At 72.3% G+C, this 25007-nt stretch carries 24 protein-coding genes and 1 tRNA gene; 10 read left to right on the forward strand and 15 right to left on the reverse strand.

What is annotated here, in order from left to right; genetic code table 11:
* Positions 1-2 precede the first annotated feature (2 nt).
* Positions 3-629 (reverse strand): hypothetical protein, encoded by a 627-nt coding sequence (locus M1P99_RS10615; protein ID WP_304452489.1) that lies wholly within the window; start codon positions 627-629, stop codon positions 3-5.
* Positions 630-1024: 395 nt separating this feature from the next.
* Positions 1025-1549: a lytic polysaccharide monooxygenase auxiliary activity family 9 protein gene (locus M1P99_RS10620; protein ID WP_304452490.1), complete on the reverse strand. Its 525-nt coding sequence runs from the start codon at positions 1547-1549 to the stop codon at positions 1025-1027.
* 587 nt (positions 1550-2136) lie between these two features.
* Here M1P99_RS10620 and M1P99_RS10625 point away from each other — a divergent pair.
* A complete protein-coding gene (locus M1P99_RS10625) occupies positions 2137-2958 on the forward strand; it encodes an oxygenase MpaB family protein (protein WP_304452491.1) in 822 nt (273 codons plus the stop codon).
* A 48-nt stretch (positions 2959-3006) separates the two neighbouring features.
* On the opposite strand, the gene M1P99_RS10630 is transcribed toward M1P99_RS10625, so the two are convergent.
* Positions 3007-5943: a BTAD domain-containing putative transcriptional regulator gene (locus tag M1P99_RS10630; RefSeq protein ID WP_304452492.1), complete on the reverse strand. Its 2937-nt coding sequence runs from the start codon at positions 5941-5943 to the stop codon at positions 3007-3009.
* A gap of 195 nt (positions 5944-6138) precedes the next feature.
* Entirely contained in the window at positions 6139-6303 is a 165-nt protein-coding gene (locus M1P99_RS10635) for a hypothetical protein (RefSeq protein WP_304452493.1), read from the reverse strand.
* Between the two features lie 851 nt (positions 6304-7154).
* On the opposite strand from M1P99_RS10635, the gene M1P99_RS10640 reads away from it, so the two are divergent.
* The 3 genes from M1P99_RS10640 (at position 7155) to M1P99_RS10650 (ending at position 9285) form a co-directional block, all read left to right on the forward strand.
* Entirely contained in the window at positions 7155-7661 is a 507-nt protein-coding gene (locus tag M1P99_RS10640) for an NUDIX hydrolase (protein ID WP_304452494.1), read from the forward strand.
* 228 nt (positions 7662-7889) lie between these two features.
* Positions 7890-8327, forward strand: coding sequence for a hypothetical protein (locus tag M1P99_RS10645; RefSeq protein WP_304455652.1), 438 nt, complete (start codon positions 7890-7892; stop codon positions 8325-8327).
* 157 nt (positions 8328-8484) lie between these two features.
* On the forward strand, positions 8485-9285 hold the full coding sequence (locus M1P99_RS10650) for a DUF2786 domain-containing protein (protein ID WP_304455653.1): 801 nt from the start codon (positions 8485-8487) through the stop codon (positions 9283-9285).
* A 250-nt stretch (positions 9286-9535) separates the two neighbouring features.
* On the opposite strand, the gene dnaN is transcribed toward M1P99_RS10650, so the two are convergent.
* Positions 9536-10678 carry a DNA polymerase III subunit beta gene (dnaN, locus tag M1P99_RS10655; protein ID WP_304455654.1) on the reverse strand — a complete coding sequence of 381 codons (1143 nt, stop codon included), beginning with the start codon at positions 10676-10678 and terminating at the stop codon, positions 9536-9538.
* A 213-nt stretch (positions 10679-10891) separates the two neighbouring features.
* On the reverse strand, positions 10892-11350 hold the full coding sequence (locus tag M1P99_RS10660) for a DUF4442 domain-containing protein (protein WP_304455655.1): 459 nt from the start codon (positions 11348-11350) through the stop codon (positions 10892-10894).
* Positions 11351-11459: 109 nt separating this feature from the next.
* On the opposite strand from M1P99_RS10660, the gene M1P99_RS10665 reads away from it, so the two are divergent.
* The 3 genes from M1P99_RS10665 to M1P99_RS10675 all read left to right on the forward strand — a co-directional run bounded on the left by M1P99_RS10665 (position 11460) and on the right by M1P99_RS10675 (position 13760).
* Positions 11460-12386, forward strand: a complete 927-nt coding sequence (locus M1P99_RS10665) for a LysR family transcriptional regulator (protein WP_304452495.1) — start codon at positions 11460-11462, stop codon at positions 12384-12386.
* An 88-nt stretch (positions 12387-12474) separates the two neighbouring features.
* Complete coding sequence (gene alc, locus M1P99_RS10670; RefSeq protein ID WP_304452496.1) at positions 12475-13599, forward strand: allantoicase; 1125 nt, start codon at positions 12475-12477, stop codon at positions 13597-13599.
* A gap of 69 nt (positions 13600-13668) precedes the next feature.
* Positions 13669-13760 (forward strand) — tRNA-Ser (locus M1P99_RS10675).
* Positions 13761-13971: 211 nt separating this feature from the next.
* Here the strand turns inward: M1P99_RS10675 and M1P99_RS10680 are convergent.
* From M1P99_RS10680 to M1P99_RS10690, 3 genes are all read right to left on the reverse strand, one after another.
* A complete protein-coding gene (locus tag M1P99_RS10680; RefSeq protein WP_304452497.1) occupies positions 13972-14904 on the reverse strand; it encodes a universal stress protein in 933 nt (310 codons plus the stop codon).
* A 91-nt stretch (positions 14905-14995) separates the two neighbouring features.
* Positions 14996-15910 (reverse strand): universal stress protein, encoded by a 915-nt coding sequence (locus tag M1P99_RS10685; RefSeq protein WP_304452498.1) that lies wholly within the window; start codon positions 15908-15910, stop codon positions 14996-14998.
* Positions 15911-15995: 85 nt separating this feature from the next.
* Complete coding sequence (locus tag M1P99_RS10690) at positions 15996-17795, reverse strand: MinD/ParA family protein (RefSeq protein WP_304452499.1); 1800 nt, start codon at positions 17793-17795, stop codon at positions 15996-15998.
* 179 nt (positions 17796-17974) lie between these two features.
* Here M1P99_RS10690 and M1P99_RS10695 point away from each other — a divergent pair, with 179 nt between their 5' ends.
* Entirely contained in the window at positions 17975-18949 is a 975-nt protein-coding gene (locus tag M1P99_RS10695) for an NAD(P)H-quinone oxidoreductase (RefSeq protein WP_304452500.1), read from the forward strand.
* A gap of 33 nt (positions 18950-18982) precedes the next feature.
* A complete protein-coding gene (locus M1P99_RS10700; RefSeq protein ID WP_304452501.1) occupies positions 18983-19519 on the forward strand; it encodes a bacterial proteasome activator family protein in 537 nt (178 codons plus the stop codon).
* Between the two features lie 73 nt (positions 19520-19592).
* On the opposite strand, the gene serS is transcribed toward M1P99_RS10700, so the two are convergent.
* On the reverse strand, positions 19593-20870 hold the full coding sequence (gene serS, locus M1P99_RS10705; protein ID WP_304452502.1) for a serine--tRNA ligase: 1278 nt from the start codon (positions 20868-20870) through the stop codon (positions 19593-19595).
* Positions 20871-21014: 144 nt separating this feature from the next.
* Between serS and M1P99_RS10710 the strand changes: the two genes are divergently transcribed.
* Positions 21015-21194, forward strand: a complete 180-nt coding sequence (locus tag M1P99_RS10710; protein ID WP_304452503.1) for a hypothetical protein — start codon at positions 21015-21017, stop codon at positions 21192-21194.
* Between the two features lie 9 nt (positions 21195-21203).
* Here the strand turns inward: M1P99_RS10710 and pheA are convergent, their stop codons facing one another.
* The 5 genes from pheA to M1P99_RS10735 form a co-directional block, all read right to left on the reverse strand.
* Positions 21204-22151, reverse strand: coding sequence for a prephenate dehydratase (gene pheA / locus M1P99_RS10715; protein ID WP_304452504.1), 948 nt, complete (start codon positions 22149-22151; stop codon positions 21204-21206).
* 10 nt (positions 22152-22161) lie between these two features.
* A complete protein-coding gene (locus M1P99_RS28635; protein WP_369696540.1) occupies positions 22162-22962 on the reverse strand; it encodes a DUF4446 family protein in 801 nt (266 codons plus the stop codon).
* 36 nt (positions 22963-22998) lie between these two features.
* Complete coding sequence (locus M1P99_RS10725) at positions 22999-23850, reverse strand: glycosyltransferase (protein WP_304452505.1); 852 nt, start codon at positions 23848-23850, stop codon at positions 22999-23001.
* Positions 23851-23857: 7 nt separating this feature from the next.
* Positions 23858-24214 (reverse strand): STAS domain-containing protein, encoded by a 357-nt coding sequence (locus tag M1P99_RS10730; RefSeq protein WP_304452506.1) that lies wholly within the window; start codon positions 24212-24214, stop codon positions 23858-23860.
* A 166-nt stretch (positions 24215-24380) separates the two neighbouring features.
* Positions 24381-24980: an ATP-binding protein gene (locus tag M1P99_RS10735; protein WP_304452507.1), complete on the reverse strand. Its 600-nt coding sequence runs from the start codon at positions 24978-24980 to the stop codon at positions 24381-24383.
* Between the last annotated feature and the right edge of the window lie 27 nt (positions 24981-25007).

The following is a 25007-nucleotide window of genomic DNA, read 5'->3' on the forward strand; positions in this document are numbered from 1 at the left end:
CCTCACCCGAAGAGGTCGGCGGCCGCGTCGGCGAGGAGTTCCTCGGCCCCGTCCGCGTCGATGGGACCGCCTCTGTCCGAGGGGTTGACGCTGATCAGGCTGACGAGGTCGCCCTCCCGGACGATGAGGCTCACGCGCTGGGAGACGTTGTCGGTGTAGCCGAAGTCGATGTCGGTGACGACGAGCACGCTCTCGTCGCCGAACTCCAGGTCCTTCTCCTCAGTGTCGACGACGGCCGACTCGAAGGACCCGTAGCCGAGCTCCCCGGCCTCGTCGACGGTCGCCCGGAACAGGGCGTCGGCGTCACGGTGGATCTCCCCGTCCCCGGCGAACTCCTCGGCCATCCTCGCGTCGGCACCGGACATCGGCACCGAGCGTGTGAGGTAGAGGGGTGTCCGCTCCCCGCCGCCCAGGGACGTCGTCCAGGTGCACCCGTTGGCGTAGGTGCCCGTGTACCAGGAGGAGAACTCGCCGTCCATCCCGTCGAGGGTCTCCTCGCCCAGCCCCGAACACGGGTCGGGCGGTAGGCCGAGCGCCGGGCGCACCTGGTTGGGGGAGGCGAAGGCGGTGGCGCCGGCCCAGGTGAGGAGCCCGGCCACGGTCAGGGTCACCACCGCGGTGACCGCCACGGCCAGGCCGGTGCGCGGCGGACGCGGCGGAGCCGGGTACGGCGTCGGGTGGCCCGGCTGAGGCGGCCCGGGCGGAAACCCGGGCGGCGGTCCGGACGGCCGACCGGGCGGAGGCCCTGGCACGGGTCCGGAGGAAGGTCCGGGTGGCGGTCCGGAGGGCGGCGGCCCGTGGGGAGGCTGTCCAGGAGGGGGGAAGTGCTGGCCCATGGGCGGGGGTCCGTCCGAACGGTGGTCGAGGCCTGACGCACCGCATCGTCCCATGACGTGACCGGCGATTCCATGGCAACCCCCGGTTCTGACCCGTTCCGGCCATGCTCCGGGCGGGGCCCCGGTCCGGTGGGGGAACCGGACCGGGACGGCGACCGGGTCAGGGGCCGCGGTTCGGCGAAGGCGTGTCAGGCCGCGCCGACGTTGACGTCCACGCAGGCGTAGAACGCGTTGGGCGTGTCGGCGATGTTCCACACCGCCAGGATCTTCTGCTGGCCGCTGAATCCGGACAGGTCGACGTTGTGGGTGACGGTCGACGGCGGCCTGGCTCCCCAGTCGGCGAAGTGGGCGAGGCGGTGGCCGCCGATGAAGTACTCCCAGCCCGCGGTGGAGTGCCTGGCGGTGAGGGTCCACGTGAAGGTCAGCGAGGTGCCCACCGGGGTCACCTCCCAGCCGTGGCCGTCGTCGTCGAGCTCGGAGAAGCGGGAGTTGCCACCGGAGCAGCTGGTGAGGCCCTTGGGGCCCTCGACACTCTGCGGCTCCCACTTGATGCCGCCGCACTCCACCACTCCGGCGGCGCACTGCGCCTGTCGGCTGGGCGGGGCCGAGACGTAGCCGTGGGCGCTGGCGACGCCGGCGGGCATGAGGGTGAAGAGCAGCGCCGTGGTCGCGGCGACCGCGCAGGCGGAACGGATTCTGTTGCGGAACTTCATGTGCGGGGCCCTTCGGTCACGATCCCCGGTTCCCGGTCCTCGTCGGTCCGGTGTCGGGGAACATAGCGGGATGACACGGACCGTCTCCGGTCCAGGGCGGACGGGGAGGCCATCGGGGTCGGATAGCTCCCGGGGCACCGGACCACGTCGTCCTGGAGGCGGTCCGGTGGGCCCGGCACCTCCACCCGTCCATCGCCGTGACCGTAGAAAGACCGTCACCCCACGTCAAGGCCCCCGTCACGGGGCGTTGACGGCGCCGACCCGTACCAGTGGACGCGGAAGGCGGACGGCCGTCACGCGCTGGTACGGGTGGACAGCACGAACGGCGGTGGCAGCGACCTGGATCGTGCCGCGCCCGTCCCGCACGCGGTCCACCCCCGTACCGGAGCCGCGCCCGCCGGCCCGCGGCGCCCGTCGGACCAGACCTGACCCTCAGGCCACACTTTCCTTCCCCCACCCCCGAGGAGCCCTTCCGGGCCGGCACGAAGAACCCCGGCCGCGGCCGCGGCGTCCTGACACGAGCGCGGAGGGCGTGCCGTGCGCGTGCCCTCCCGTGCTCCGGCCGGGCCCCGGCATACGATCCAGGCATGGGTCCCACGTCCGATGACTCGCCGCTGAGGCGGATCACCTCCGAGGCCAGCCTGCTGGGCGGCGCCGGCTACGCCGTGCTGCTGCAGATCGCCCACCCGAGCGTCGCGCAGGGCGTCCGCGACCACAGCGACTTCTCGTCGCGTCCGCTCGACCGGCTGCGCGGCACGCTCTACTACGTGTACGGGCTGGCCTACGGCACCGAGGAGGAGCGCGAACGTGTCCGCGCCATCGTCCTGGCGATGCACCGCAAGGTCACCGGCCCCACCTACCGCGCGCTCGACCCGGACCTGCTCCTGTGGGTGGCCGCGACGCTGTTCCACTCGGGGGTCCGGCTCTACGAGCTGACCGTCCGCGAGTTGGGCGAGGAGGAGTTCGCCGACTACCTCGACGAGGCGTCGGTGTTCGCGACCGCCCTCGGCCTCCCGGCCGACGAGTGGCCGGCCAGCCCCGCGGAGTTCGACGTCTACTGGGCCAAGTCCATGGACCGCCTGGAGGTGGGGGAGGTCGCGCGCGGCCTGGCCGCGCAGCTGTTCCGCCCGGCCAACCCGCTGCTGTGGCCGCTCACGTACACCCAGCGCTTCCTGTCGGGCGGGCTGCTGCCGCCGGAGCTGCGCGAGCAGTACGGCATCCCCTGGTCACCCGGCCACCAGCGCGGATTCGACCTGCTCATGCGCACGACGCGCCGCGTCTATCCGCACCTGCCCGACAGCGTGCGCGCCCTGCCCGCCACCCTGTACCTGCGCTCCCTGCGCGGACGCAAGGGCTGGCTGCGGCCGAACCGGCCGAAGGGGCCGAAGGGTTCGAGGGCCGCCGTCTGAGGGCGGGCCCGCCCCGCCGACGGCGCCCGGCGGGCGACGGACCCCGGGTCAGTCGATCGGGTCGGACAGCTCCGCCAGGGCGGTCCGCGCCGTCTCCGCTTCGGGGAGGCCGAGATCGGTGAAGGCGGCCTCGGCGTCCGCCAGCAGTTCGCGCGCCCGGGCGGGGGCCACGGCCGGGGCGGGGATCCGCCCGAGCGCGAGCGCCGACCGCGCCGCGATGTACCGCTCGTTGCGTTCCACGGAGACGGCGTGCGCCTTCTCCAGCACGCCGACCGCTTCCTCGAACCGGCCGGCCGCCGCGTAGGTCAGGCCGAGGTCGGTGATGACCTCCGCGTCACCGCTGTGGTCACCGGACTTCTCCGCCAGGGCGAGCGCCGCCGTGTGGGAGTCCACCGCCTCGTCGATCCGGCCCGCGGCCCGCTGCGCCACACCGAGGGAGTTCAGGACGTAGATCTCCTTGGAGTGCAGAGCGTGCGCACGCGCGAGTTCGAGGGCCTGCGCCAGCGCCTGGAAGGCCCCCTTCAGGTCGCCGAGCACCGTACTGGCCTCCCCGACCACGGTCACCGCCTGGACACGCACGCCCTCCATGCCCTTGGTCACCGCCTCGGACACCACGCGCCGCCCCAACCGCAGGGCCTCGTCGTGCCGGCCGAGGATCCGGTACAGGACCGCCAGGTTTCCGAGCTGGAGCACTTCCAGCCGCTGGTCCCTGAGCGCGACGGCCTGGTCGAGGACGCCCTCGATGCACTCCGCCGAGTCGGCGAAGCGTCCGAGCCGTTCGAAGACCATGCCCTGGTTGGCCAGCGCTCGGATCATGCCCCGCCGGTCACCGATGCGGTGCAGGATCGTGTGCGCCTCGGTCAGCAGGTCCAGGGCGGCGTCGAAGCGGCCCGTGATGTGATGGGCGATGCCCATCCCGATCAGCGTGACCGCGCTCCCCCGGTCGTTGCCCTGGTTGCGGCTGATCGTCAGCGCCTTCTCGTGGGACGAGAGCAGGAGGCCCATCTTGCCGCGCAGTGCGTAGAAGCGCCACACGGCGTCCGCCATCCGCCACGCCTCCTCCCCGTTTCCCTGGGCGGCGTAGAAGTCGACGACGTCGGCGATGTTGTCCTGGTGGATGTCGAACCAGTTCTCGGCCTCGACCCGGCTGGTGAGCTCCTGGTCATAGCGCGAGTGCTCGGCGGAGGCCGGTTCGTCGTGTGCGCGCGGTCCCAGGAGGTCCGCGGCGCGTTGGGCGGTCACCATGTAGTACTCCGCCTGGCGCAGGCGCGCGTCCGCCACCACACCGGCGCGGAGGTCGCTCTGCCCCCGGTACAGGGCGAACTCCCTGACCAGGTCGTGGAACCGGTACACGTCGCCGCGCGGCTCCTCGATCAGGCACACGCTCACCAGTTCCTGGAGCATGTCGTCGGCGTCCTCCAGCGACATGTCCAGCAGGGCCGAGGCTCCGCGCAGGTCGAGCGTGGTCCCGACCGCGGATCCCAGCAGCAGGAACACCGACCGCTGGTCGGATGTCAGAGTCTCGTAGGACAGGTCGATGACCGCTTCCACGCTGTGGCCGTCGACCTGCAGTTCGCGGAGGCGGCGCCGATCCTCGCGCAACCGCCGCACCACGTGCGAGAACGTCCACCTGGGTCGGCTCAGCATGCGTCCGGCGACCACGCGCAGGGCCAACGGCATGCCCCCGCAGATCCGCACGACCTCCAGGGCGTCGGAGAGCTCTCCTTCCAGACGTTCCTCACCCAGGACGAGGGTGAAGAAGTCGATGGCGGAGTCCTCGCTGAACATGGACAGCGGCAGGTAGCGCACGCCGCCGAGTCCGGCGAGGTCGTTGCGGCTGGTGATGAGCACCATGGATTCCGGCGACGACGGCAGCAGCGGGCTGACCCGCGCTGAGCTGAGGGCGTTGTCGAACACCGCGAGCAGGCGCCGCTCCCTCAGGGTCGCCCGCCACAGGGCCGAACGCTCGTCCAGGCTGTCCGGAACCGCGTCCGGAGGGACGCCGACGGCTCGCAGGAGCACGCCCAGGGCCGTCACGGCGTCCAGCGGCTCGGCGTCCGTGGTGTACCCGTGCAGGTCGATGAAGAGCTGCCCGTCCGGGTAGTGCGGCGCGAGCATGTGCCCGACGCGCACGGCCAGGGTGGTCTTGCCCGTTCCGCCGCTGCCGGTGATGACACACACCCCCGGCCCGTCCTGCTCGCTCGTCCCGAGCTTCAACAGGCGTTCGATGGACGCATGCCGTCCAGCGAAGTCGGGGATGTCGCGCGGCAGGTCGTTGCGGACGACGAAGCTCCACCCGCGGGAGCCGACCTCGCGCACACCGGGGTCGTCGGCCGACGCGTCGGGCTCCTGCGTGTCCGAGCGCAGGATGCGTTCGTGCAGCTCCCGCAGGTCACGGCTGGGGCTGACACCGAGTTCGTCGGCGAGGCGGATGCGCAACGCCTCGTACACGGTGAGCGCGGTGGCCCGCTCGCCCGCACGCCACAACGCGGCGATCAGCAGGTGGTGCAGGCCCTCCCTGAGCGGTTCGGCCCTGCTCATGGGGGTCAGTCGCGCGACGACCTCCGCGGTCCGGCCGAGGTCCAGCGCACACGTGGCCCAGGAGGTGACGGCGGCCCAGCGCTCCTCCAGGAGGGGCTGGACGATCGTGTACTGGAGGTGGTCGGATCCCACTCCCGAGAACGGGATCCCGCGCCAGCACTCCAGGGCCTGGTCCCACAGCTCCAGGGACTTGTCGCCCGAGGCGGCCGCGGCGGCCTCGCAGAGCGCCCGGAACCGGTGCAGGTCGACCGCCGAGGGGTCGAAGTCGGCCCGATACCCGCCAGGAGTGGTGAGGATCAGGTCGGGGAAGGCGCGGCGCAGGTGGGAGACCTGCACCTGGATCACCGAGCGCGCCGTGCGCGGCGGATCATCGCTCCACAGGTAGGAGATGAGCCGGTCGACCGTCACCTCCTGGCCGACATGGACCAGTAGAACGCCCAGCACACAGGACTGACGCGGGCCACCGACCGGTACCGGTCGGCCGTCTGACCAGGCGACAATTGGGCCAAGCACACCGAATTCCACAAACGACCACCCTACAAGGGCGACGAATACGTGCGCCTTTCAGGCACGCGAAGGCCCCGAGTACCCCCTCCGCACTGATACTCGGGGCCTCCGGCCATCGACCGGGAGTAAGTACTACTCCTTCTTGTCGCCCTTGGACTTCTCGGGGGACTCGCCCTCTTCCTCCGCGGGAGCCGTGGTCTCCGGATCGGGCTCCTTGTAGGGCTCCATCCTGGCCGCGGGCGCCACGTCGGCGACGATCGCCTCGAACTGATCGTCGATCGTCAGCATCTTCGGCACTCGAACTCCTCGTCTCACTGCACTCGTGTAGAGCCGCAATGTAGCCCTACGTCGTCTGCGAAGCATCATCGGGCTCACCGCCTTGGGGGGACCGGTCACCCGTGGCGGTTCCGCCTCAGACTCACCACGGGTGACCTGTGTCCAACGAACGTCGGACCGGTCTTCGTCCACGAGCCGTCCTCTCGTGGGAACCGATCGCGTCGAACGTGTTCCACACTAGAGAGATCCTCTTCCACTCCGCTTTCAGTCGGCTTTCAGCATCTGAACAGCGGTTCCGATGACAGAACGTCGCGGCACATACACTCTGCGCCCTCAGAATCGCGGTCGCCACCGGGTGACCGATTGTGGTCATCGGTATTCTCACGGCAGGGGAGGGAAATCCCCCGACGCATTCCCTCGGGCTTTCCGTTCCCCGCACGCGAAGAAGACGGACCCGCTCCCGGGATATTCCACTCTCCGTGAGCCGGGGCACCGCCTTCCATGCAAGGCCGCGGGTGCCCGCACCGAAGCGGGCGTGAGGACGTGACGCCGTTGGCCCCCGTGTGGATGATGCGGAACGGTCGTCCGGCCCGCCGTCCACCATGCCGGGACCGGCGAGACCCCCGCCGGCCTCCGATCCCCCGGAGCCGCCCCGCGCGCCCGGTGGCGTGGACGCACGGCAGGAGCGCCCAGTGGCGCCGCAGTGGGTCGGGCGTGGACGTCGCGAGAAGGACTGCGGAAGACGTCGGTCCGGCCATAGGTTCATAGAGGGGAGCGGGCATGATCACCAGGGACCCTTGACGTTCCACTGATGGGCCCCGGCGGCGGACGGCCCGCCGCCGAACACACGCGACGCGAAGAGGGAGGGCTGGATGCACGAGGTCGACGGAAACGGCTGGGTGAAGCTGCCGGACGGGTCCCGGCGGTGGGGGGTCTACGGCGCGGCCGGACTCCTGCTGTACGCCAGGGACGTGACCGGAACCGGCCACGTGCTGCTCCAGCACCGGGCGGGCTGGACCCACATGGGGGGCATGTGGGGGATCCCGGGCGGGGCGCGCAACCGCGACGAGACCCCTCTGGAGGCCGCGGTCCGCGAGTTCCGCGAAGAGGTCGCGGGCGACCTGGAGGGCTACACGGTGCTCGGCGCGCACGAGCACGACCTCGACGTATGGCGCTACGACACCTTCCTCGCGAGCGTGCCCGACCTGCGGCCCTACCGGGCGGCCAACGCCGAGAGCGAGGAGATCCGCTGGGTGCCCCTGCACGACACCGTGACCCTCCCCCTCCTGCCCGCGTTCCGCACCGCCTGGCCGCGCCTGCACGCCGACCTCACTGCGGCCGTGAGTCTGGCCGAACCGGGCACTTCCGCGTCCGGCTGATCGTTGGTCTGCGTGAGGTGCTCGGCGGCGTGCCGCGTCCGGGGCGGTACCGAGCCGGGCGGCGAAGCCGTCCGAAACCGGTGACCGTATCCCAGGGCAGGTGCCGGGGTGCGGCCTCGGGGGTAAGTCAGGGACAGGCCCTGATGCGTACGGAGACCCGACCTTGCATCCTGGATGGGACGCCCCGACGAAGAGCGGGCGCCACGTGATTCGACTGGAGCGGTGAACATGACGCTGGAGCGCGGCAACGCATTCACTCCCGTCGCCTCGGCGACGATGATCTGGCCCTGGGGGGCATCGCTGCTGGGCGGCACCGTGACCGGTGCGCTCGCCTTCCTCACGAACTTCGGTCTGGCCGGTATCCCCAGCGCCGTCTCGACCGGCATCTTCTTCTTCGCCCTCATCGGCGGGATCGGCGGTGTCCTGAGCAAGAAGGGCGACCGCCGCGGCCGACGCTGGGCGGCGACCTACCCCTTCCGCTACGCGACCGCCCCGGCGCTGCTCGGCGGCGGCGCCACGGCCGTGATGAGCTATATCGCATCCGTGATCGGCAGCTTCGCGATCTTCAGCGGCCTGTTCGGCGCCCTCTTCGCCGGACTGGGTGTGGGGCTGGTGCTGTGGGTGCTCATCGGCGTCGTGGCGATGGTCGTCGGCAACAAGAACTAGTCGGGGTGCGCACGCCCGTCGGCGGCGTAGAGCGCCACCGAGATGGTGGCGAGGAACAAGAGGGCCTAGGCTCGGTGTTTCCTGTCCGGAGGCGGGACAGACGACACTCACCTACGGGAGACAACCGGCGCCGATGACTGAAGCTGCTCGTCAGAAGATGGTCGAGCGGGTCCGAGGGCTCCTCCGCATGGCGGAGGACCCCTCGGTGACTGATGCCGAGAGCCAGGCGTTCACCGCCAAGGCCGCCGAGCTGATGACCCGCCACGCGATCGCCGAGGCCGAGGCCCGCGCAGAGCGGGGCGAGGAACCCGACGCGATCAGCCGCATGGACTACACGGTCCCGGGGGTGGGCGGCCACGGTAAGGCCCGGGTCCGGGCACTGGCCGACATCGCCGCGGCCTATGGCTGCCAGTCGGCGGTCCGGGGCAACACGTCCGAGAACACGGACCGGACCATCATCCTCGTGGGGACCGTCGACGCGCTGGACGCGCTGCGCATGCTGATGCCGTCGATCTCCATGCAGATGGAGGCCTCGGCGAAGTTCATGAGTTCCTCGCACGTCACCGACATCCGGGAACTGCGCAACTACACGCGCTCGGAACTGGAGACGGAGCGCAAGCGCTACTACCGGTCGTTCGTGCGCGCCTACGGGAAGGCCGTCGCGGAGCGTATTCGTGAGTTCCGGGCACGTTTGCAGGATTCGGCGGATCCCGAAGGGGTTTCCGGTTCGGCCGAGGGGGCGCCCTCACGCGGCGCGGAACTGATCCTGAGAGACGACGTGCACCGGGTGAACGAGGAGTTCCAGAAACAGTTCCCCCAGTTGCGCAAGCACCGTCCGGAGCGCACGCACAGCGCCGCCGGCGCACGCGCCGGGTACCGTCGCGGCCGTCAGGCGCAGTTGGGTCTGGACACGCCGCTGACCAGTGGTGGGACCTCCGCACTGGCCGAGAGCGACTGATCGGCCGACCCGGTTCCGGGCGGTTCGAGGGCGCTCACGCGTCTGAGCCGCCACGTTTTCCACAGGCTGTGCACAGAATGGGCCCATGTGGCGTTTTCCCATGTCAATGCGGAAATCCGAGAGCTTTCTGGGGGTGTTTCGGGTGTTCCTGTGGGTGATGACCCTGAGTTATCCACAGACCTGCGGGCCATCCTGTGGATAACTCGGGGGACCGGTCGGGACGAGGCCGGCACCGGCCGGGGGCGCCCGGTCAGGGGACTCTCAGCGGCTGAACGAGATAGCGGAACGCGGGGGCGTCGCCCTCCTTGGCGGGCACGTCGGTGAACACCGCGGGTTTGGTCGGTTCGGTGAAGTTGAGGTAGGCGGTGTCGGTCTCCACCCCCGCCAGCCCGTCGAGCAGGTAGTCGGGCCGGAAGGCGATGCGCAGGGGGCCGCCCTCGTAGCCGACCTCGATCGCCTCCACGGCCTGGGCGTCCTCACCCGAACCGGCCTCCAGCACCACCTCACCCTGGGTGAAGGCCAGCCGCAGCGGTGTGTTGCGGTCGGCGACCAGCGCCACCCGCTTCACGGCCTCGCTCAGCGCGGCCACCGCCACCTCGGCGCGCGCGCCGAACTCCCGGGGGAACCACGACTCGTACTTGACGAAGTCGCTGTCGATCAGCCGGGTGGTCGTGCGCCGATCCCCGTTCTCGAAACCGATCACGCCCTCGCCCGGGGACAGGGCCACCCCCTCTCCCGCGGTGACCGTGGACAGGCCGATGTCCACGTTGGACTTCCCGATCATGCCCTTGACGGTGTCCTGCAGTGTGCGCGCGGGCACGAGCGCGGCCAGGTCCAGCCCCGGGTCCGCGGGGCTCCACCACAGCTCACGGACGGCGATGCGGTAGCGGTCGGTGGCCACGACGCTGAGGGTGTCCCCGCTGAAGTCGAGATAGGCACCGGTGAGCATGGGCAGGGTGTCGTCGCGGCTGGCCGCCGGGCACACCTGGCGCACCGCGGCGGCGAAGGGGTCGGCGGGCACCGAACCGATCCGCCCGGGCATGCCCGGCAGCGCCGGGTAGTCCTCCAGCGGCATGGTGATGAGGGTGAAGCGCGCGGCGCCGCCGGTGATCCGCAGCTTGGTGCCGTCGGAGTCGATGAACACCGAGCCCGGCGGCAGGTTGCGCACGATCTCGGCGAGCAGGCGGCCGGGTACCAGGGCCGCGCCGCCCTCCTCGGAGAGCACCTCCACCGAGGCGCGGGTGGAGACCTCGTAGTCGAAGCCGGACAGGTGCAGCGACGTGCCGTCCGCGGCGACCTCCATCCGGGTGCCCGCGAGCACCGGGACCGCCGGGCGGGTGGGGAGGGCGCGGGCCGTCCAGGCCACCGCCTCGGCGAACGCGTCGCGATCCACTCGCAGCTTCACGGTAGGGCCTCCTCCTGGTCCGAGCCTCGTGGTGAACGTACCCAGGAACACGGACATTCGACGCCGGCGCCCCGGCCCCGTGCGCGCGCACGGGGCCGGGCCGGTGCGCGAGCGCGGACCGAGGGCTCGACGGGGGCCGGACGGGCCGTCCGGGCCGTCCGGGCCGGCCTGGCGGGGCGGGCCCGGAACCGCGCGTGCGGGCTACTTCCGGTTCGGCCTCAGGGTCCAGAGCACCGTCATGCGCCCGGTGACGGTCCCGTCGTCCGTACGCAGCTCGATCTCGACCGGGAACTCGGGCCGCCGCCCCGCGTCGAGTTCGGCGACGACCTCCTCGCGCGGACGGCCGAGCGTGGCCTCCGCCGTCACGTCGCCCATGGCGAGCTTGAGGTACTGGATCTCGGCGCTCACGGCCAGCGGCACCGCCCGGTCCAGCTGGTCGCCGAAGGTGCCGATGACGATGGCGCCGGAGGCGGACTCGGCCAGCGTGAACATGGCGCCGGCGTGGGGGCCGCCGACGTGGTTGTGGTGGTCGGCGTTGTCGGGGAGCCGCATCACCGCGCGCCCGAAGTCGAGGTCCGTGAAGGTCACGCCCAGGGTCCGCGCGAAGGGCACGGAGGCCAGGAACCCGGACTTGACCGCTTCCGCCGTTTCGGCGTTCATGTCTGCCATACCGATGATGTTACTGCCGAGTAACCACCCGGTGCCACCACCCTGACCGCACATCCCCCGATGCCGCCCGTTAAGCCGAGCTGAATGGTAGTTCTGGGGAATGACCGACTGGGACCTACGCAAACTGCGCGTCCTGCGCACGCTCGACGAGCTGGGCACCGTCAGGGCCACCGCCACGGCCCTGCACATGACACCGTCCGCGGTGTCCCAACAGCTCTCCTCGCTCGCCGCCCAGGTCGGCGTTCCCCTCCTGGAGGCCCACGGGCGCCGCGTCCGCCTGACCGACGCCGCGCACGTCCTGCTGCGCCACACCGACCTGGTCCTGGCCCAGCTCGAACGGGCCGAGGCCGAACTCGACGGCTTCGCGCGCGGCGAGTCCGGCCACGTCCGGGTGGGGTCGTTCGCGACCGCCATCCCCTCGCTGGTCGTACCCGCGCTCACCGCCGTGCGCCGCGACAACCCGGGACTGACCGTCCGGGTCCACCAGGCCGAGGCGGCGGAGGTCTACGACCTCCTCGCGGCGGGGGAGATCGACATCGGGCTGTCCCTGGCCGCCGAGGCCCCCACCGGCCAGGACGGCCGCTACGACCGCACGGAGCTGCTCACCGACCCCCTCGACGTCGCCCTGCCCGCGCACCACCGGCTGGCCAACGCCCCCGGACTGCGCCTGGCCGACCTCGCCGACGAGCCCTGGATCTACGGCGACGCCGGACCCTGGCACGACATCACCGTGTCCGCCTGCGCCCAGGCCGGCTTCGCACCCCGGCAGGCGCACGTGGCGGCCGACTGGCGGGCCATCCTGGACATGGTCGCGGCGGGCATGGGGACCGCGCTGCTCCCCCGCCTGGCCGCGCCGGAGCACGCACCGGGCGTCGCCCTGCGCGTGCTCGCCGCCGACCAGCCCCGCCGCCACGTGGTCACCGCCGTGCGCGCGGGCGCCAGCCGACGCCCGCAGATCGTCCAGGTCACCCGGTACCTCACCGAGACGGCCCAGGGGATCGCCCACTCAAACGTTCAGTTCAGCTGAACATACTGATCGAAAAGTCTCGATGGACGTGATCAATTCTCCCTGTCACTCTTGGAAGAGTCCGATCCACCGACCTCTCGGGAGAAGCATGACCGCGACCCAGCCCGTCGATCCGAGCGCCTACAACGCACAGCCGTACCAGGGCGGCGACCCGTTCGCCGACTACAGGGACACGAAGCTCGACTTCTCCGCCTTCGTCGACCTCGCCGATCGCCGACTGGGTGGCGGAGTCGTCGCCGCCAACGACGAGTTCTTCGCCCAGCGCGAGAACCTCCTCAAGACCGGACCGGCGGTGTTCGACCCGCACGCGTTCGGCCACAAGGGCAAGGTCATGGACGGGTGGGAGACCCGGCGCCGCCGCGGCGCGAGCGCCGAGCAGCCGCACCCCACCGACGACGACCACGACTGGGCGCTCGTCCGGCTGGGCCTGCCCGGGGTCGTCCGCGGGCTGGTCGTGGACACCGCGCACTTCCGCGGCAACCACCCGCGCGAGATCAGCGTCGAGGCCGCCCACCTGGAGGGCACGCCCTCCACGGAGGAGCTGCTCGCCGCCGCGTGGACCGAGCTGGTACCCCGCACGTACGTGTACGGGCACGCGGCCAACGGCTTCGAGGTCGCCCAGGAGCGCCGCTGGACCCACCTGCGCCTCAAGCAGTTCCCGGACGGCGGTGTGGCACGCCTGCGCGTGTACGGGGAGTCGGTCGTGGACCCCGCGTGGCTCTCCGCCCTGGAGGGCTTCGACGTGGCCGCCCTGGAGAACGGCGGCGTCGTCGAGGACGCCTCGGACCGCTTCTACTCCCCGCCGGAGAACATCATCACGCCGGGCCGCTCGGCGAAGATGGACGACGGCTGGGAGAACCGCCGCCGCCGCGACCACGGCAACGACTGGGTGCGCTTCCGGCTCACCGCGCAGGCCTCGGTCCGCGCCCTCGAGCTGGACACCGCCTACCTCAAGGGCAACTCCGCGGGCTGGGTCACCATCCTGGGACGCGACGCCGGGACCGACCCGGACACGTGGTTCGAGATCGTGGGCCGCACGCGTCTGCAGCCGGACAGCGTGCACCGCTTCGTCCTGGACGCGCCCGTGACCGTCACCCACGTGCGCACGGACGTCTTTCCCGACGGCGGCCTGTCCCGCCTGCACGTGTTCGGCTCGCTGACCGAGACCGGCCGACGCGGCCTCACCGACCGGTGGACCGCCCTCACCGGCTGACGGACCGCCCACGGCGCCGCGATCGCGGCGTCGTGGGCTACCATGGCTGGCGGAGATCCGCTCTCCCCGGGAGGGTTCGCATAGCGGCCGAGTGCAGTGCTCTTGAAAAGCACCAAGTCCTTGACGGGGCTTCGTGGGTTCAAATCCCACACCCTCCGCCACAACCCACCATCGCAGCAGGTCAGCGACGTGGGACAGACACGGTGAAGGCCGGTGGTCCGGGGCCGTTGCACCTATGGTGCACACGGCCCGCCCGACCACCGGCCTTCGTCGTTCATCCCACGACGGCCGCGCCCGACTGATCGGGTCGCGCACCCCCGCGCGGACACGGCGCGGCCCCCGCGCTCCCGCGCGAGGCCCCGGCTCCGGCTCCTACTCGTCTTCCTCGTCCGCGTGCCTGGGCAGGACCACCACCGGGATCGGGGAGTGGTGCAGCACCGTCTGGCTCACCGACCCCAGGAGCAGGCCCCGCACGCTGCCGCGCCCGCGCGATCCCACCACGATGGCGTCCGCGCCCGTGGCCGCCTCCAGGAGCGCCTCGGACGGCCGGGCCTTCGAGCGCACGACGCTCACCGTCACCTCGGAGTCCTCGCGGCGCTGGTCCACCACGTCGGCCAGCAGCTCCGCGACCAGCTTCTCGGACTGCTCCTCGAACAGCTCCTCCTGGGGCTGCCACCCCGACGCGGTCAGCGCGACCGGGTCGTAGGCGAACGGGATCTCCCAGCTGTGGACCACCACGACCTCGCCGCCGGACTCCTCGGCCAGGTTCATCGCCAGGCCCAGGGCACGGCGGGAGTTCGCTCCGCCGTCCACGCCCACCACGATCTTGTCGAGCGCCGTCGTCGGAGGCTTGCCACCGTCGCTCGTCGGCACCACCACGACGGGGCACGGCGCCTGGGTGGCGACACGCACGCTCACCGATCCGACGACCATCGACGCGACACCGCCCAGCCCGCGCGTTCCCACCACGATCAGGTCGCCCGGGTGGCTCTGGCGCAGCAGCGCCAGCGGCGGGTCCTCCAACGTGGTCACCGTCTCCACGGCCACCGAGGGTGCGGCCGTGCGGGCCCGCTCGGCCGCCACCGCCAGAACCTTCGTGGCGTGCCCACGGATCTCATCCGTCGGCTCGAAGCGCACCGGGCCCCCGTAGGCGGACACGATCAGCGGCATGCCCAACGCGTGTACGAGCCGGAGCGGAACCCCCCTGCGGACCGCTTCGACCGCACCCCACTCGACCGCCGCGTTGGCGTGGTCGGACCCGTCATAACCCACCACGACATGGGCTGAGCGTTCGCCGTCTGCCATTTTTCCTCCCCTGAAGTACATGGCCCATCATGAGACAGTTCAACATCCGGGTGTGGGAGCGGCACAGGGCCGAAGGACCCCACGCCCAGGGTCACTCGGTCTCGTCCGAGTGCGGCGGCAGGACGGCGACCGGGACGCGCGCGTGGTGCAGCACCCCCTGGCTGACCGATCCCATCACCAGCCCCCGGACCCCGCCCCGACCGCGCGAGCCCACCACGATCAGATCCGCGTCCTCCCCGGCCTTGAGCAGCGCCTCCACCGGGTTGGCCTGCATCCGCACGGCGCTGATCTCCAGGTCCTCGGTGCTGTCGTCGATCACCTCGGCCAGCACCCCGGCGACGACCTCCTCCGACTGGCGGTCGAACACCTCCTCGTGCAGCGACTGCGCGTCGACCGACAGCGAGTCCGCGTCCGCGGGCAGCGGCACCTCCCAGCTGTTGACGACCACCACCTCGGACCCGCTGACCAGCGCCTCCCGCAGACCGAAGCGCAGCGCGCGGTGGGAGGAGTCCGAGCCGTCCACGCCCACCACGATCCGCCCCCGCCGCGACCGCGGCCGGCCGGTGTCCGGGACCACCACCACGGGGCAGGGCGCGTGCGAGGACGTCCGCGCGCTCACCGAGCCCAGCATGATCGCCTTGATCCCGCCGAGCCCGCGCGAGCCGACCACGATCACGTCCCCGTGCCGGGCGTCGTCGAGGAGGACGGCGGGCGCGTCGTCCCCCGCCAGGACGTCGACCACCTCCACCTCCGGTCTGGCCCGGCGGACGGCGTCCACGCTCTCGGCGAGCAGCGAACGGCCGTCCTCCAGCAGCTCCTCCTCCACCGCGGCGCGGTCCGGCAGGGGGTGGACGCCCAGCTTCGACGCCAACCCCATACCGTGCACGATCCTCAGCGTCTCCCGGCGCCGGTCCGCCTCGTCGGCCGCCCAGAGCAGGGCGGCACGGGCGGCGGGTGAGCCGTCCACGCCGACGACCACCGCGGGCGGGCGTTCCTGTGCGTTCATCCTCAACCCTTCCCTCGTCTCCATTGTCGGACAGGGACGGGCCGGAAGCCGGGCAGGCGCCCCCTCCGCGCGTTGTCCCCCACGGCTACCGGCCGAAGGCCTCGCCCACCGACGCGGCGAGCTGGAGGTAGGACTCCCTGGTCGCGGGCGCCAGCTGTTCGAGGTCCACCTCGGCGCCCTCCTCCAGGTGCCCGTCCCACGGAACCCGCACCACGGCGCGGCACCGTCCCGCGAAGTGCTCCTCCAGCCGTCCCAGGTCGACGCTGCTCTTGCTGTTGGAACGCACCATGGACAGCACCACGACCGCGCCCCGCACGAGCGGCCCGTGGCCGTGCGCCTCCAGCCAGTCGAGCGTGGCGCTGGCGCTGCGCGCCCCGTCCACGGACGCCGAGCTGACCAGGACGACCTGGTCGGCCAGGCCCAGGACCCCGCGCATCGCCGAGTGCAGGAGTCCGGTACCGCAGTCGGTGATGCAGATGGAGTAGAAGTGCTCGACGATCCGCGCGACCTCACGGTAGTCGGCGTCGCTGAAGGCCTCCGACACCGCGGGGTCGCGGTCCGAGGCCAGGATCTCCAGACGGCTGGGCGCCTGGGAGGTGAAGCCGCGGATGTCGGCGTAGCGCGCCACGAGGTGCCGCTCGTTGAGCAGGTCGCGGATGGTCGCGGCGGTCTCCAGGCGCACCTTGTCCGACAGCGTGCCGCGGTCCGGGTTGGCGTCCACGGCCAGGACCCGGTCGCCGCGCAGCGACGCGAGCGTGGAGCCGAGGGCGACGGTGGTCGTGGTCTTGCCGACACCGCCCTTGAGGCTGAGCACGGCCACTCGGTGGTGCCCGGAGGCGACCGGGGTGGAGGCCCGGGCGACCAGTTCGCGCCGCTGCAGCACCCGCGCCGACTCGCCCGGGTTGACCAGGCCCAGGGTGGCGGTGTGCACGGCCCTGCGCCAGCCGGTGCTGGGGCCCTGGCGCCGGTTGCGGACCAGGGTGGCGGCGTTGAGCGAGTCCGAGGTCTCACCGGGCTCGGCCGCGGGTCGCCCCTGGTCCCACGGGCGTCCGGGCGGCGGGCCGACGGGGGTGGACGGGGCCGCGGAGCCGCTGCGGGGCCCGGCCGCCGAGGGCGCCCACGGGCTCGACGCGGCCGGGGCCTCCGGAGGCGGGGCGGGCACCGTGGACGACCCGGTGCCGGGGGCCAGCGGAAGGGTCCCGTCCTCCTCCTGCCGCTCCCGGTGGTCGGAGCCGCCGCCGAGGGGGCGGGCGGCGCCGGCGTCAGCGGCCGGGCCCCGCGGTGTCGCACCCGGGAGTTCGACGCGCTCGGTCTCCAGCGGGGGAAGCTGCTCAGGTTCGGGTACGTCGGAGTCGCCGCGCAGCTTCCTGGGACCGAGCGGGTCCGGGGCGTCCCCGCCGGAACGCGTGGGACGGGTGGAGCGGATGGGGCGCCGGCCGCGAGGGCCGGGCAGAAGCCGTACCGTGCCGCCGCGCAGCTCTTCCTCCGGCGGGTCGGACTCCTGGTCCTCCCCGGTCGGCGGCGGCGCGGCCACGCCCGTCCCCGGTTCGGGCGGCGGGGACCCCTCGGTCGGACCGGCCGACCCCGAGGGCGGAGTGTCCACGTCAGAGGCGTCCTCGGCGGAGCCGTCGTCGTCGGAGCCGTCCTCGGGCAGTCGGGCGTAGGGCGGCGGAGGCGGGGCCGCGCCGTCGAAGCCCCCGAACCACTGTTCCCGGGGCGAGGGAGTGGCCGACGCCGGGAGCCGCGTGACCTCGGTGGCCGTCTCGCCGGGCTCCTCAGGGTCGTCCTGCGACGGGCCCCGGGGCGACTCGGAGCGCTCCTCGACCGTCGGGTCGGTCCCCTCGTCGGGACCGCCGCCCGGACCGCTGTGTTGCTGGTCTGCCACCGTCGTTCTCCTGCGTTGAGGGGTTGAGCCGTGTGGGGGGCGCGTGCTCCGCGGGGAGGAGCGTCGGGGACCCCGTGTGCACTCCTACCCGCACAAGCACAGCAAAGCATCATCGAAGGGGGCGTGAACAGAGCAATCCGACGATGTAGCGCGGCGTCGCGCTGGGTACTGTCTGCGTCATGTACGCGATCCGTATCCCAGAGCCCGGAGGACCCGACGTCCTGTCCTGGACCGAGGTGCCCGACCCGGTCCCCGCCGAAGGCGAGGTCCTGGTGGACGTCGCCGCCAGCGCGGTCAACCGCGCGGACGTCGCCCAGCGCCAGGGCAACTACCCGCCTCCGGCCGGCGCCTCGGAGTACCCCGGCCTGGAGTGCTCGGGCACCGTGGCCGCCCTCGGCCCCGGCACCGAGGAGTCCGGCTGGGGCGTGGGCGACCCCGTCTGCGCGCTGCTGACCGGCGGGGGCTACGCCGAGCGGGTCGCCGTCCCCGTCGGTCAGCTCCTGCCCGTCCCGAAGGGCGTCGGCCTGGTCGAGGCGGCCGCGCTGCCCGAGGTGGCCTGCACCGTCTGGTCCAACCTGGTCATGGTGGGCGGCCTGAGGGAGGGGGAGACCCTCCTCGTGCACGGCGGGGGCAGCGGCATCGGCACGTTCGCCGTCCAGTTCGCCCGTGCCCTCGGAGCCCGGGTGGCGGTCACCGCGGGCAGTGACGCCAAGCTGGAGCGCTGCCGCGAACTCGGCGCCGACATCACCATCAACTACCGCACCGAGGACTTCACCGAGCGGGTGCGCGCCGAGGGCGGCGCCGACCTGATCCTCGACATCATGGGCGGGTCCTACCTGGACGCCAACCTGCGTTCACTGTCCACCAACGGCCGACTGGTCATCATCGGCCTCATGGGAGGCCGCAGGGCGGAGGCCGACCTGGGGCGTATGCTCGCCAAGCGCCTGTCGGTCCACGCCACCACACTGCGCTCACGGCCCGCCGCCGAGAAGGCGGCCATCACCGCGGGAGTACTCGAACAAGTGTGGCCGTTGGTAGAAAAAGGAACCATCCGACCCGTCGTGGACCGCGAGGTACCCCTCAGGGACGCGGCGGAGGCACACCGAGTCATGGAGTCGAGCGCGCACACCGGCAAGATCCTTCTCACCCGCTGACGACGCGCCGACGACATTCGCTGAAGGGGACTGATGAGCAGCGCAGACGACCAGAAAGAACACCCCCAGGTGCTGGTGATGGGGTCCGATGAGCACACCGGCGAGTCGGAGGAGGTCTCCGAGGAGCCCCGCACCCTCGCCGACATGGTGGAGCAGCCCGCCAAGGTGATGCGGATCGGCAGCATGATCCGCCAGCTCCTCGACGAGGTGAAGGCGGCCCCGCTCGACGAGGCCAGCCGTGCCCGTCTCAAGGAGATCCACACGTCCTCCATCAAGGAACTGGAGGACGGTCTCGCTCCCGAGCTGATCGAGGAGCTGGAGCGGCTCACCCTGCCCTTCGCCGAGGGATCGGCGCCCAGCGACGCCGAACTGCGCATCGCGCAGGCCCAGCTCGTCGGGTGGCTGGAAGGACTGTTCCACGGCATCCAGACGACCCTGTTCGCCCAGCAGATGGCTGCTCGCGCCCAGTTGGAGAACATGCGCAAGGCCCTGCCGCCCGGTGTGGCGGGCCTGCAGGGCCAGGGCGGCCTCGGGGAGGAGCCGACCGCCGGTTCGGGTCCCTACCTGTAGCGGTCCGCACACGCAGCAGAGGCCCGTCCCGGATCAGGACGGGCCTCTGCGGCTTCTCGGCGACCTCGCGGGGTCAGCCCTTCTTGGCGGGCGCGACCGGCTCGATGACGTCGCGGCCCAGGTACGGGCGCAGCGCCTCGGGCACGACCACGGAGCCGTCCTCGCGCTGGTGGTTCTCCAGGATCGCGACGATCCAGCGGGTCGTGGCCAGCGTCCCGTTGAGCGTGGCGGCGAAGCGGGGCTTGCCGTCCTCGCCGCGGAAGCGCACGTTGAGGCGCCGGGCCTGGAAGTCGGTGCAGTTCGACGTGGAGGTGAGCTCCCGGTAGGTCTCCTGGGTGGGCACCCACGCCTCGCAGTCGTACTTGCGGGCCGCGCTCGTCCCCAGGTCGCCGCCGGCGATGTCCACCACGCGGTAGGGCAGCTCCAGCTTGTCCAGCATCTCCCGCTCCCACGCGAGCAGCCGCAGGTGCTCCTCGTCGGCGGTGTCCGGGTGGGCGTAGACGAACATCTCCACCTTGTTGAACTGGTGGACCCGGATGATGCCCCGGGTGTCCTTGCCGTAGGAACCGGCCTCCCGGCGGAAGCACGGCGACCAGCCGATGTACCGGTTGGGCAGGTCGTCGGCGGGCAGGATCTCGGCGGCGTGGTACCCGGCCAGCGGCACCTCGGAGGTGCCGACCAGGTACAGGTCGTCGGCGGGCAGGTGGTAGATCTCGTCGGAGTGCTCGCCCAGGAAGCCCGTGCCCTCCATGGTCTCGGGCTTGACCAGGACCGGCGGGATCATCGGCGTGAAGCCGGCCTGGACGGCCTGGTTCATCGCCATGTTGAGCAGCGCGAGCTCCAGCTGCGCGCCCACGCCGGTGAGGAAGTAGAAGCGGGCCCCGGAGACCTTGGCGCCCCGCTCCATGTCGATGGCGCCGAGCATCTCGCCCAGTTCCAGGTGGTCGCGCGGGGTGAAGTCGAACTCGCGCGGCGCTCCCACGGTCTCCATGACGCGGAAGTCGTCGACGCCGCCCTCGGGGGCGCCCTCCTGCACGAGGTTGGGCACCCGCGCGAGCGCGGCGTTCAGCTCGTCGCCGAGTCGGCCCGCCTCCGCCTCGGCCTCCTTGACGTCGGCGGACAGTGCCTTGGCCCGGGTGAGCAGCTCCTCGCGCTCCTCGGCCGAGGCCTTGGAGACCGACTTGCCCACACTCTTCTGCTCGGCGCGCAGGGTCTCGAACCGGGTCAGCGCGGCACGGCGGCCGGAGTCCAGTTCGAGCAGGCGGTCGGCGACGGAGGGGTCCTCGCCTCGGGCCCGCTGCGAGGCACGGAGTCGTTCGGGGTCATCTCGGAGAGCGCGAAGGTCGATCACGTCAAGCAGGTTACCGTCAGGGCCCGCCGGGCCCGACATCTTTTCCCCCAGTCGCGTCATGGCAGGGCACCAGCGCCGTCCATTCCACGAGGGGGCCGGCGGCGGGACCGTCCGGCCGTACGGCGACTGCGGAGGAGGACGACCGTGAAGGCACTGCGCGACATGACCACCGAGGAGCTCAACGAGGCCCTGGAGGCCCTGGACAGCGTGCGTCCCGAGGACACCGCGCTGCGGCTGGCGCTGTACCTGGAGCTGCGGCGGGCCGCGAAGGAGGAGTGGGTCTTCGACGCCGCCGACGGCGAGGAGCAGTACGAGGTCTGCTGACCCGACCGCTCAGTCGACCTGGCCGGAGCGGATCCGGGCGAGCCAGCGCTCGGCCTCGGCGAAGTCGGCGTCGGTGGTGGGGCGCGGCCGCAGCGGCGGGTCGAGGTCCTCGGTGCGGCCGCTGCGCGGATAGCTGCCCAGGAAGCGCACGTCGCGGCAGACCCGGCGGATGCCCATGAGGGCCTCGCCGACGCGGGCCTCGCCGACGTGTCCCTCGGCGTCGATGCAGAAGCAGTAGTTGCCCAGCCGGTCGCCGGTGGGGCGCGACTCCAGCCGGGTGAGGTTGACCCCGCGCACCGCGAACTGGTTGAGGACCTCGATCAGGGCGCCCGGGTGGTCGTCGGCGATGAAGGCGACCAGCGACGTCAGGTCGGCGCCGGTGGGTTCGGGCAGCGGGCCGGGCCGCGACAGGTAGATGAACCGGGTGGCGGCGTCGGAGCGGTCGCCCACACTGCCCGCCAGGGCGCGCAGCCCGTACCGCTCCCCGGCGAACACCGCGCAGATCGCGGCGTCGAAGGGGGCGCCCGGCTCGGCCACGGTGCGCGCGGCGGCGGCCGTGGAGGACACGGTGTGGGTGTCGGCGTCCGGCAGGTGCTGGGCGAGCCAGCCCCGGCACTGGGCGAGGGCGTGCGGGTGGGTCGCCACCCGCTTGACGTCCTCCAGGGCGGTGCCCGGGCGGGCGAAGAGCGCGAACTCCACCGGCACGGCGGTCTGCCCGGTGATGAGCAGCGGCTCGCCGTTGATGAGCTCGGCGATCGTGGCGGTGACCCCGCCCTCGACCGAGTTCTCCAGCGGGACGACACCGCCGTCCACCGCCCCCGAGCGGACCGCGTCGAAGACGGAGGCGACACCGTCACACGGGATACGCGCCTCGTCGGGCGCGTCCGGGCGCAGATCGCGCATCGCGGCTTCGGTGAAGGTGCCCTCGGGGCCGAGGTAGGCGTAACGGTTGGGCATGCTGTTCAGGTTATACGGGACGGCCGTCGCGGGGGCGGTCGCGCCGGGGACGGGCGGGGGCGGCGTCGCGTCCGGCGCGGGCGGCAGCGGTCCGCTCACCGCGCGCACGCTCACCGCCGGTGCCGCCGTCGGCGCCGTCCGGCCCGCCGGGGCCGGCCGCGGCTTCCGCCTCCGACGGCCCCCCGGCCTCCGTGCCGCCCCGCCCGTCGGAACCCTCCTCGGCCGTGCCGTCGAGCGGCTCCCGCGCGCCCCTCTCCGCCGTGCCCCCGGCACCCTCGGCGGCGGTGTCGGCCCCGGCGGCCTCCGATTCCCCCTCGCCGGGCAGGACCGTGACCCGCTGGTCTTCCGGGGCTCCGCCGTCCTGGGCGGCGTCGCCGGTCGGTGTCGGCCGGGGCACCGTGACCGGGACCCCCGCGCCGACGCCGTCGCCCAGGCGCGCGGACCGGATGACCCGGTACTCCTCGGGGCTGAGCAGGGTCTCGGCGTCGCCGCGGGTGATCTCCTTGGCGTAGGTACGCGACTCGGTCCGCCCGTTGATGGACGTGAGCACCACTCCGTCGCCGTCGCTGTTGAGCAGCGCCAGCGAGAACGACCGGGCGCCCGACATCTCCTCGAGGGCGTCGTAGTGGAGCACGGCCACGTCCCGGACCGCCCGCGGGTCGGTGCCCGCCGCGCCGACCGCGGCCGCCCGGTCGGCGAGTGCCTGGGAGTCGCTGGTGACCGCTCGGGCCCTGGTCAGCGCGTATGCGCCGCAGATGAGCCCGCCCAGGCCCGCGAGCATGCCTATCGAAGCCAGGATCGTAGTGAACACAGCGCGAGCGTAGCGCTACGCAACGCGCCCATGGGGCTACTCCGAGCGATTCCCGTGGATCATTGGGATGATTTTTCGGGACAGCTCGCCTGGAGTGGCGACCGCGCGTCCCCGGACGCGGTCCCACCGGCGCCGCAGGGTCGGCCGCAGTTCGCGCGCGGCGAGCGCCCTGGCCACATCGGTGAACTGGCGGGCGCGGTGGATCTGGGCCCGCAGGTCGGTACCGGTGGCGCGGTGCTCCAGCGGCACCTCCACCTCGACCACGCGGAAGCCGGCGCGGAGCACGTCGATGGTCAGCCCCGTCTCGACCCCGAAGCCCCGGGCGAGCGGCGTGGCGGCGTCGAACGCGGCGCGGGTGATGCAGCGCTGCCCGTTGAGCGGCTGTTCCGGCTCCCATCCGGTGGCGCGCAGCACCCCGCCCCTGGCCAGACGCACCACGAACCCGTGGCCGCCCAGGCGCAGCCGGGTGGCGGGGAAGAGCGCGATCGCCATGTCCGCGTGCCCCTGGCGGACGGGTTCGATCAGGGGGGCGGCGTCGGCCGCCGTGGCTCCGAGGTCGGCGTCGAGGAAGAGCAGGTGGCGCGGTTCGCGCGCGGCGGTGCCGTCGCCGGACTCGCGTTGTTCGATCAGGCGCACGCCCTCGGCCCCGGTCTGCATGGCCGCGCCCTTGCCCCGGTTGCGCCGGTGCCTGAGCACGCGTGCGCCGGCGTCGAGCGCACGCGTGACGGTGGCGTCGGTGGAACCGTCGTCCACCACGACCACGAGGTCCACGCCGGGGAGCCCTCTGGCCTCCTCGACGGTCGGACCGATCCGCGCCGCTTCGTCCTTGGCCGCGATGATCACGGCGATGCCCGTCCGCACCGGTACGTCGGCCTCCCCCTGACCCACGGCCGGTCTACGGCGCGTTGCCGGTTCCCGCGGCCACCGGGAGCGCGTCGAGGTCGGCATGGATGACGAACACCTCGTCCAGACCCGTGACCTCGAGGACCTTCATGACCGCTGGTTTGGGCGCCACGAGTTCGAGGTCGCCGCTCTTGTCGCGCGAGCGCTTCATGGCGGACAACAGCACGCTGATGCCGGTCGAGTCGCAGAACTCCACCCGCGACATGTCGATGACCAGCCGCCGTGCGCCGTCTTCCAGGGCGTCGACGAGCTCGTTGCGCAACTGGGGTGCCGTGTACAGGTCGACCTCACCACTCACGGTGACCACCGCGAGATCATCCTGAGATCGGCTCGATATGTTCAACTCCACAGTCGTGACTGTAGCGGCCCCATCACTCCGTGGCCACCTCGTTGACGGTGTTTCGCGACAACGATCCCCTTCCTCCGCTCCGGGGCGCTTCACGCCGGGACCTTCGTCGTCGACTCGCCGTGCTCGTGCCCACGCCGTCGCCCGCCACCACCCTCGGCTGAGCGGGTCAGAGGAGTGCGCCCCAGGCGGCGGCGCTCCGGCGCACGCGCAGGCGCAGGTCCACGACGTCGACCCCCTCGGGGCCGCCCTCCGCCCGCACCTCGGTCCTGATGTCCCGCTCGGAGGCGACGTCCTCGGCGGACAGGTCCATCACCGCCCACACCGTGGTCGTGGTCGCGTCCATCTCGGTGCCCCAGCGCCCGGAGAGCGTCTGCACGATGCCGAGGCCGCGGCCGCCCAGGCCGGAGACGGAGGGTCTGGCCACCCGGGGCATCGTGCTGGAACCGCCGTCGCGGACCGCCAGCTCGACCCAGCCGCCGCCCGCGGATCCGCGATCGATCTCCACTCGCCAGGAGACCCCGACACAGCCGTCGGGGTCGTCCGGGGTGCACAGCGGGCTGGCATGGCGCAGGGCGTTGCTGACGAGTTCGCTGAGGATGAGGGCGGCGTCGTCGATCCGGCCCTCGCCGATCTCCACGGCTCGCAGGTCACTGCACAGGCGCTGACGCGCGCCGGTGACGCTGGACGAGGTGTAGGGAAGGGTGACGCTCCGCTCGACCTTGTGCCGGCCGCTGCCGGCGTCACGTGAGGTGTGGTCTCCAGACACGGCTTTCTTCCCTGCGCGTTCGGGCCT

It is taken from the genome of Nocardiopsis sp. YSL2 (genome assembly GCF_030555055.1).
In the GTDB taxonomy this organism is placed as follows: Bacteria; Actinomycetota; Actinomycetes; order Streptosporangiales; family Streptosporangiaceae; genus Nocardiopsis.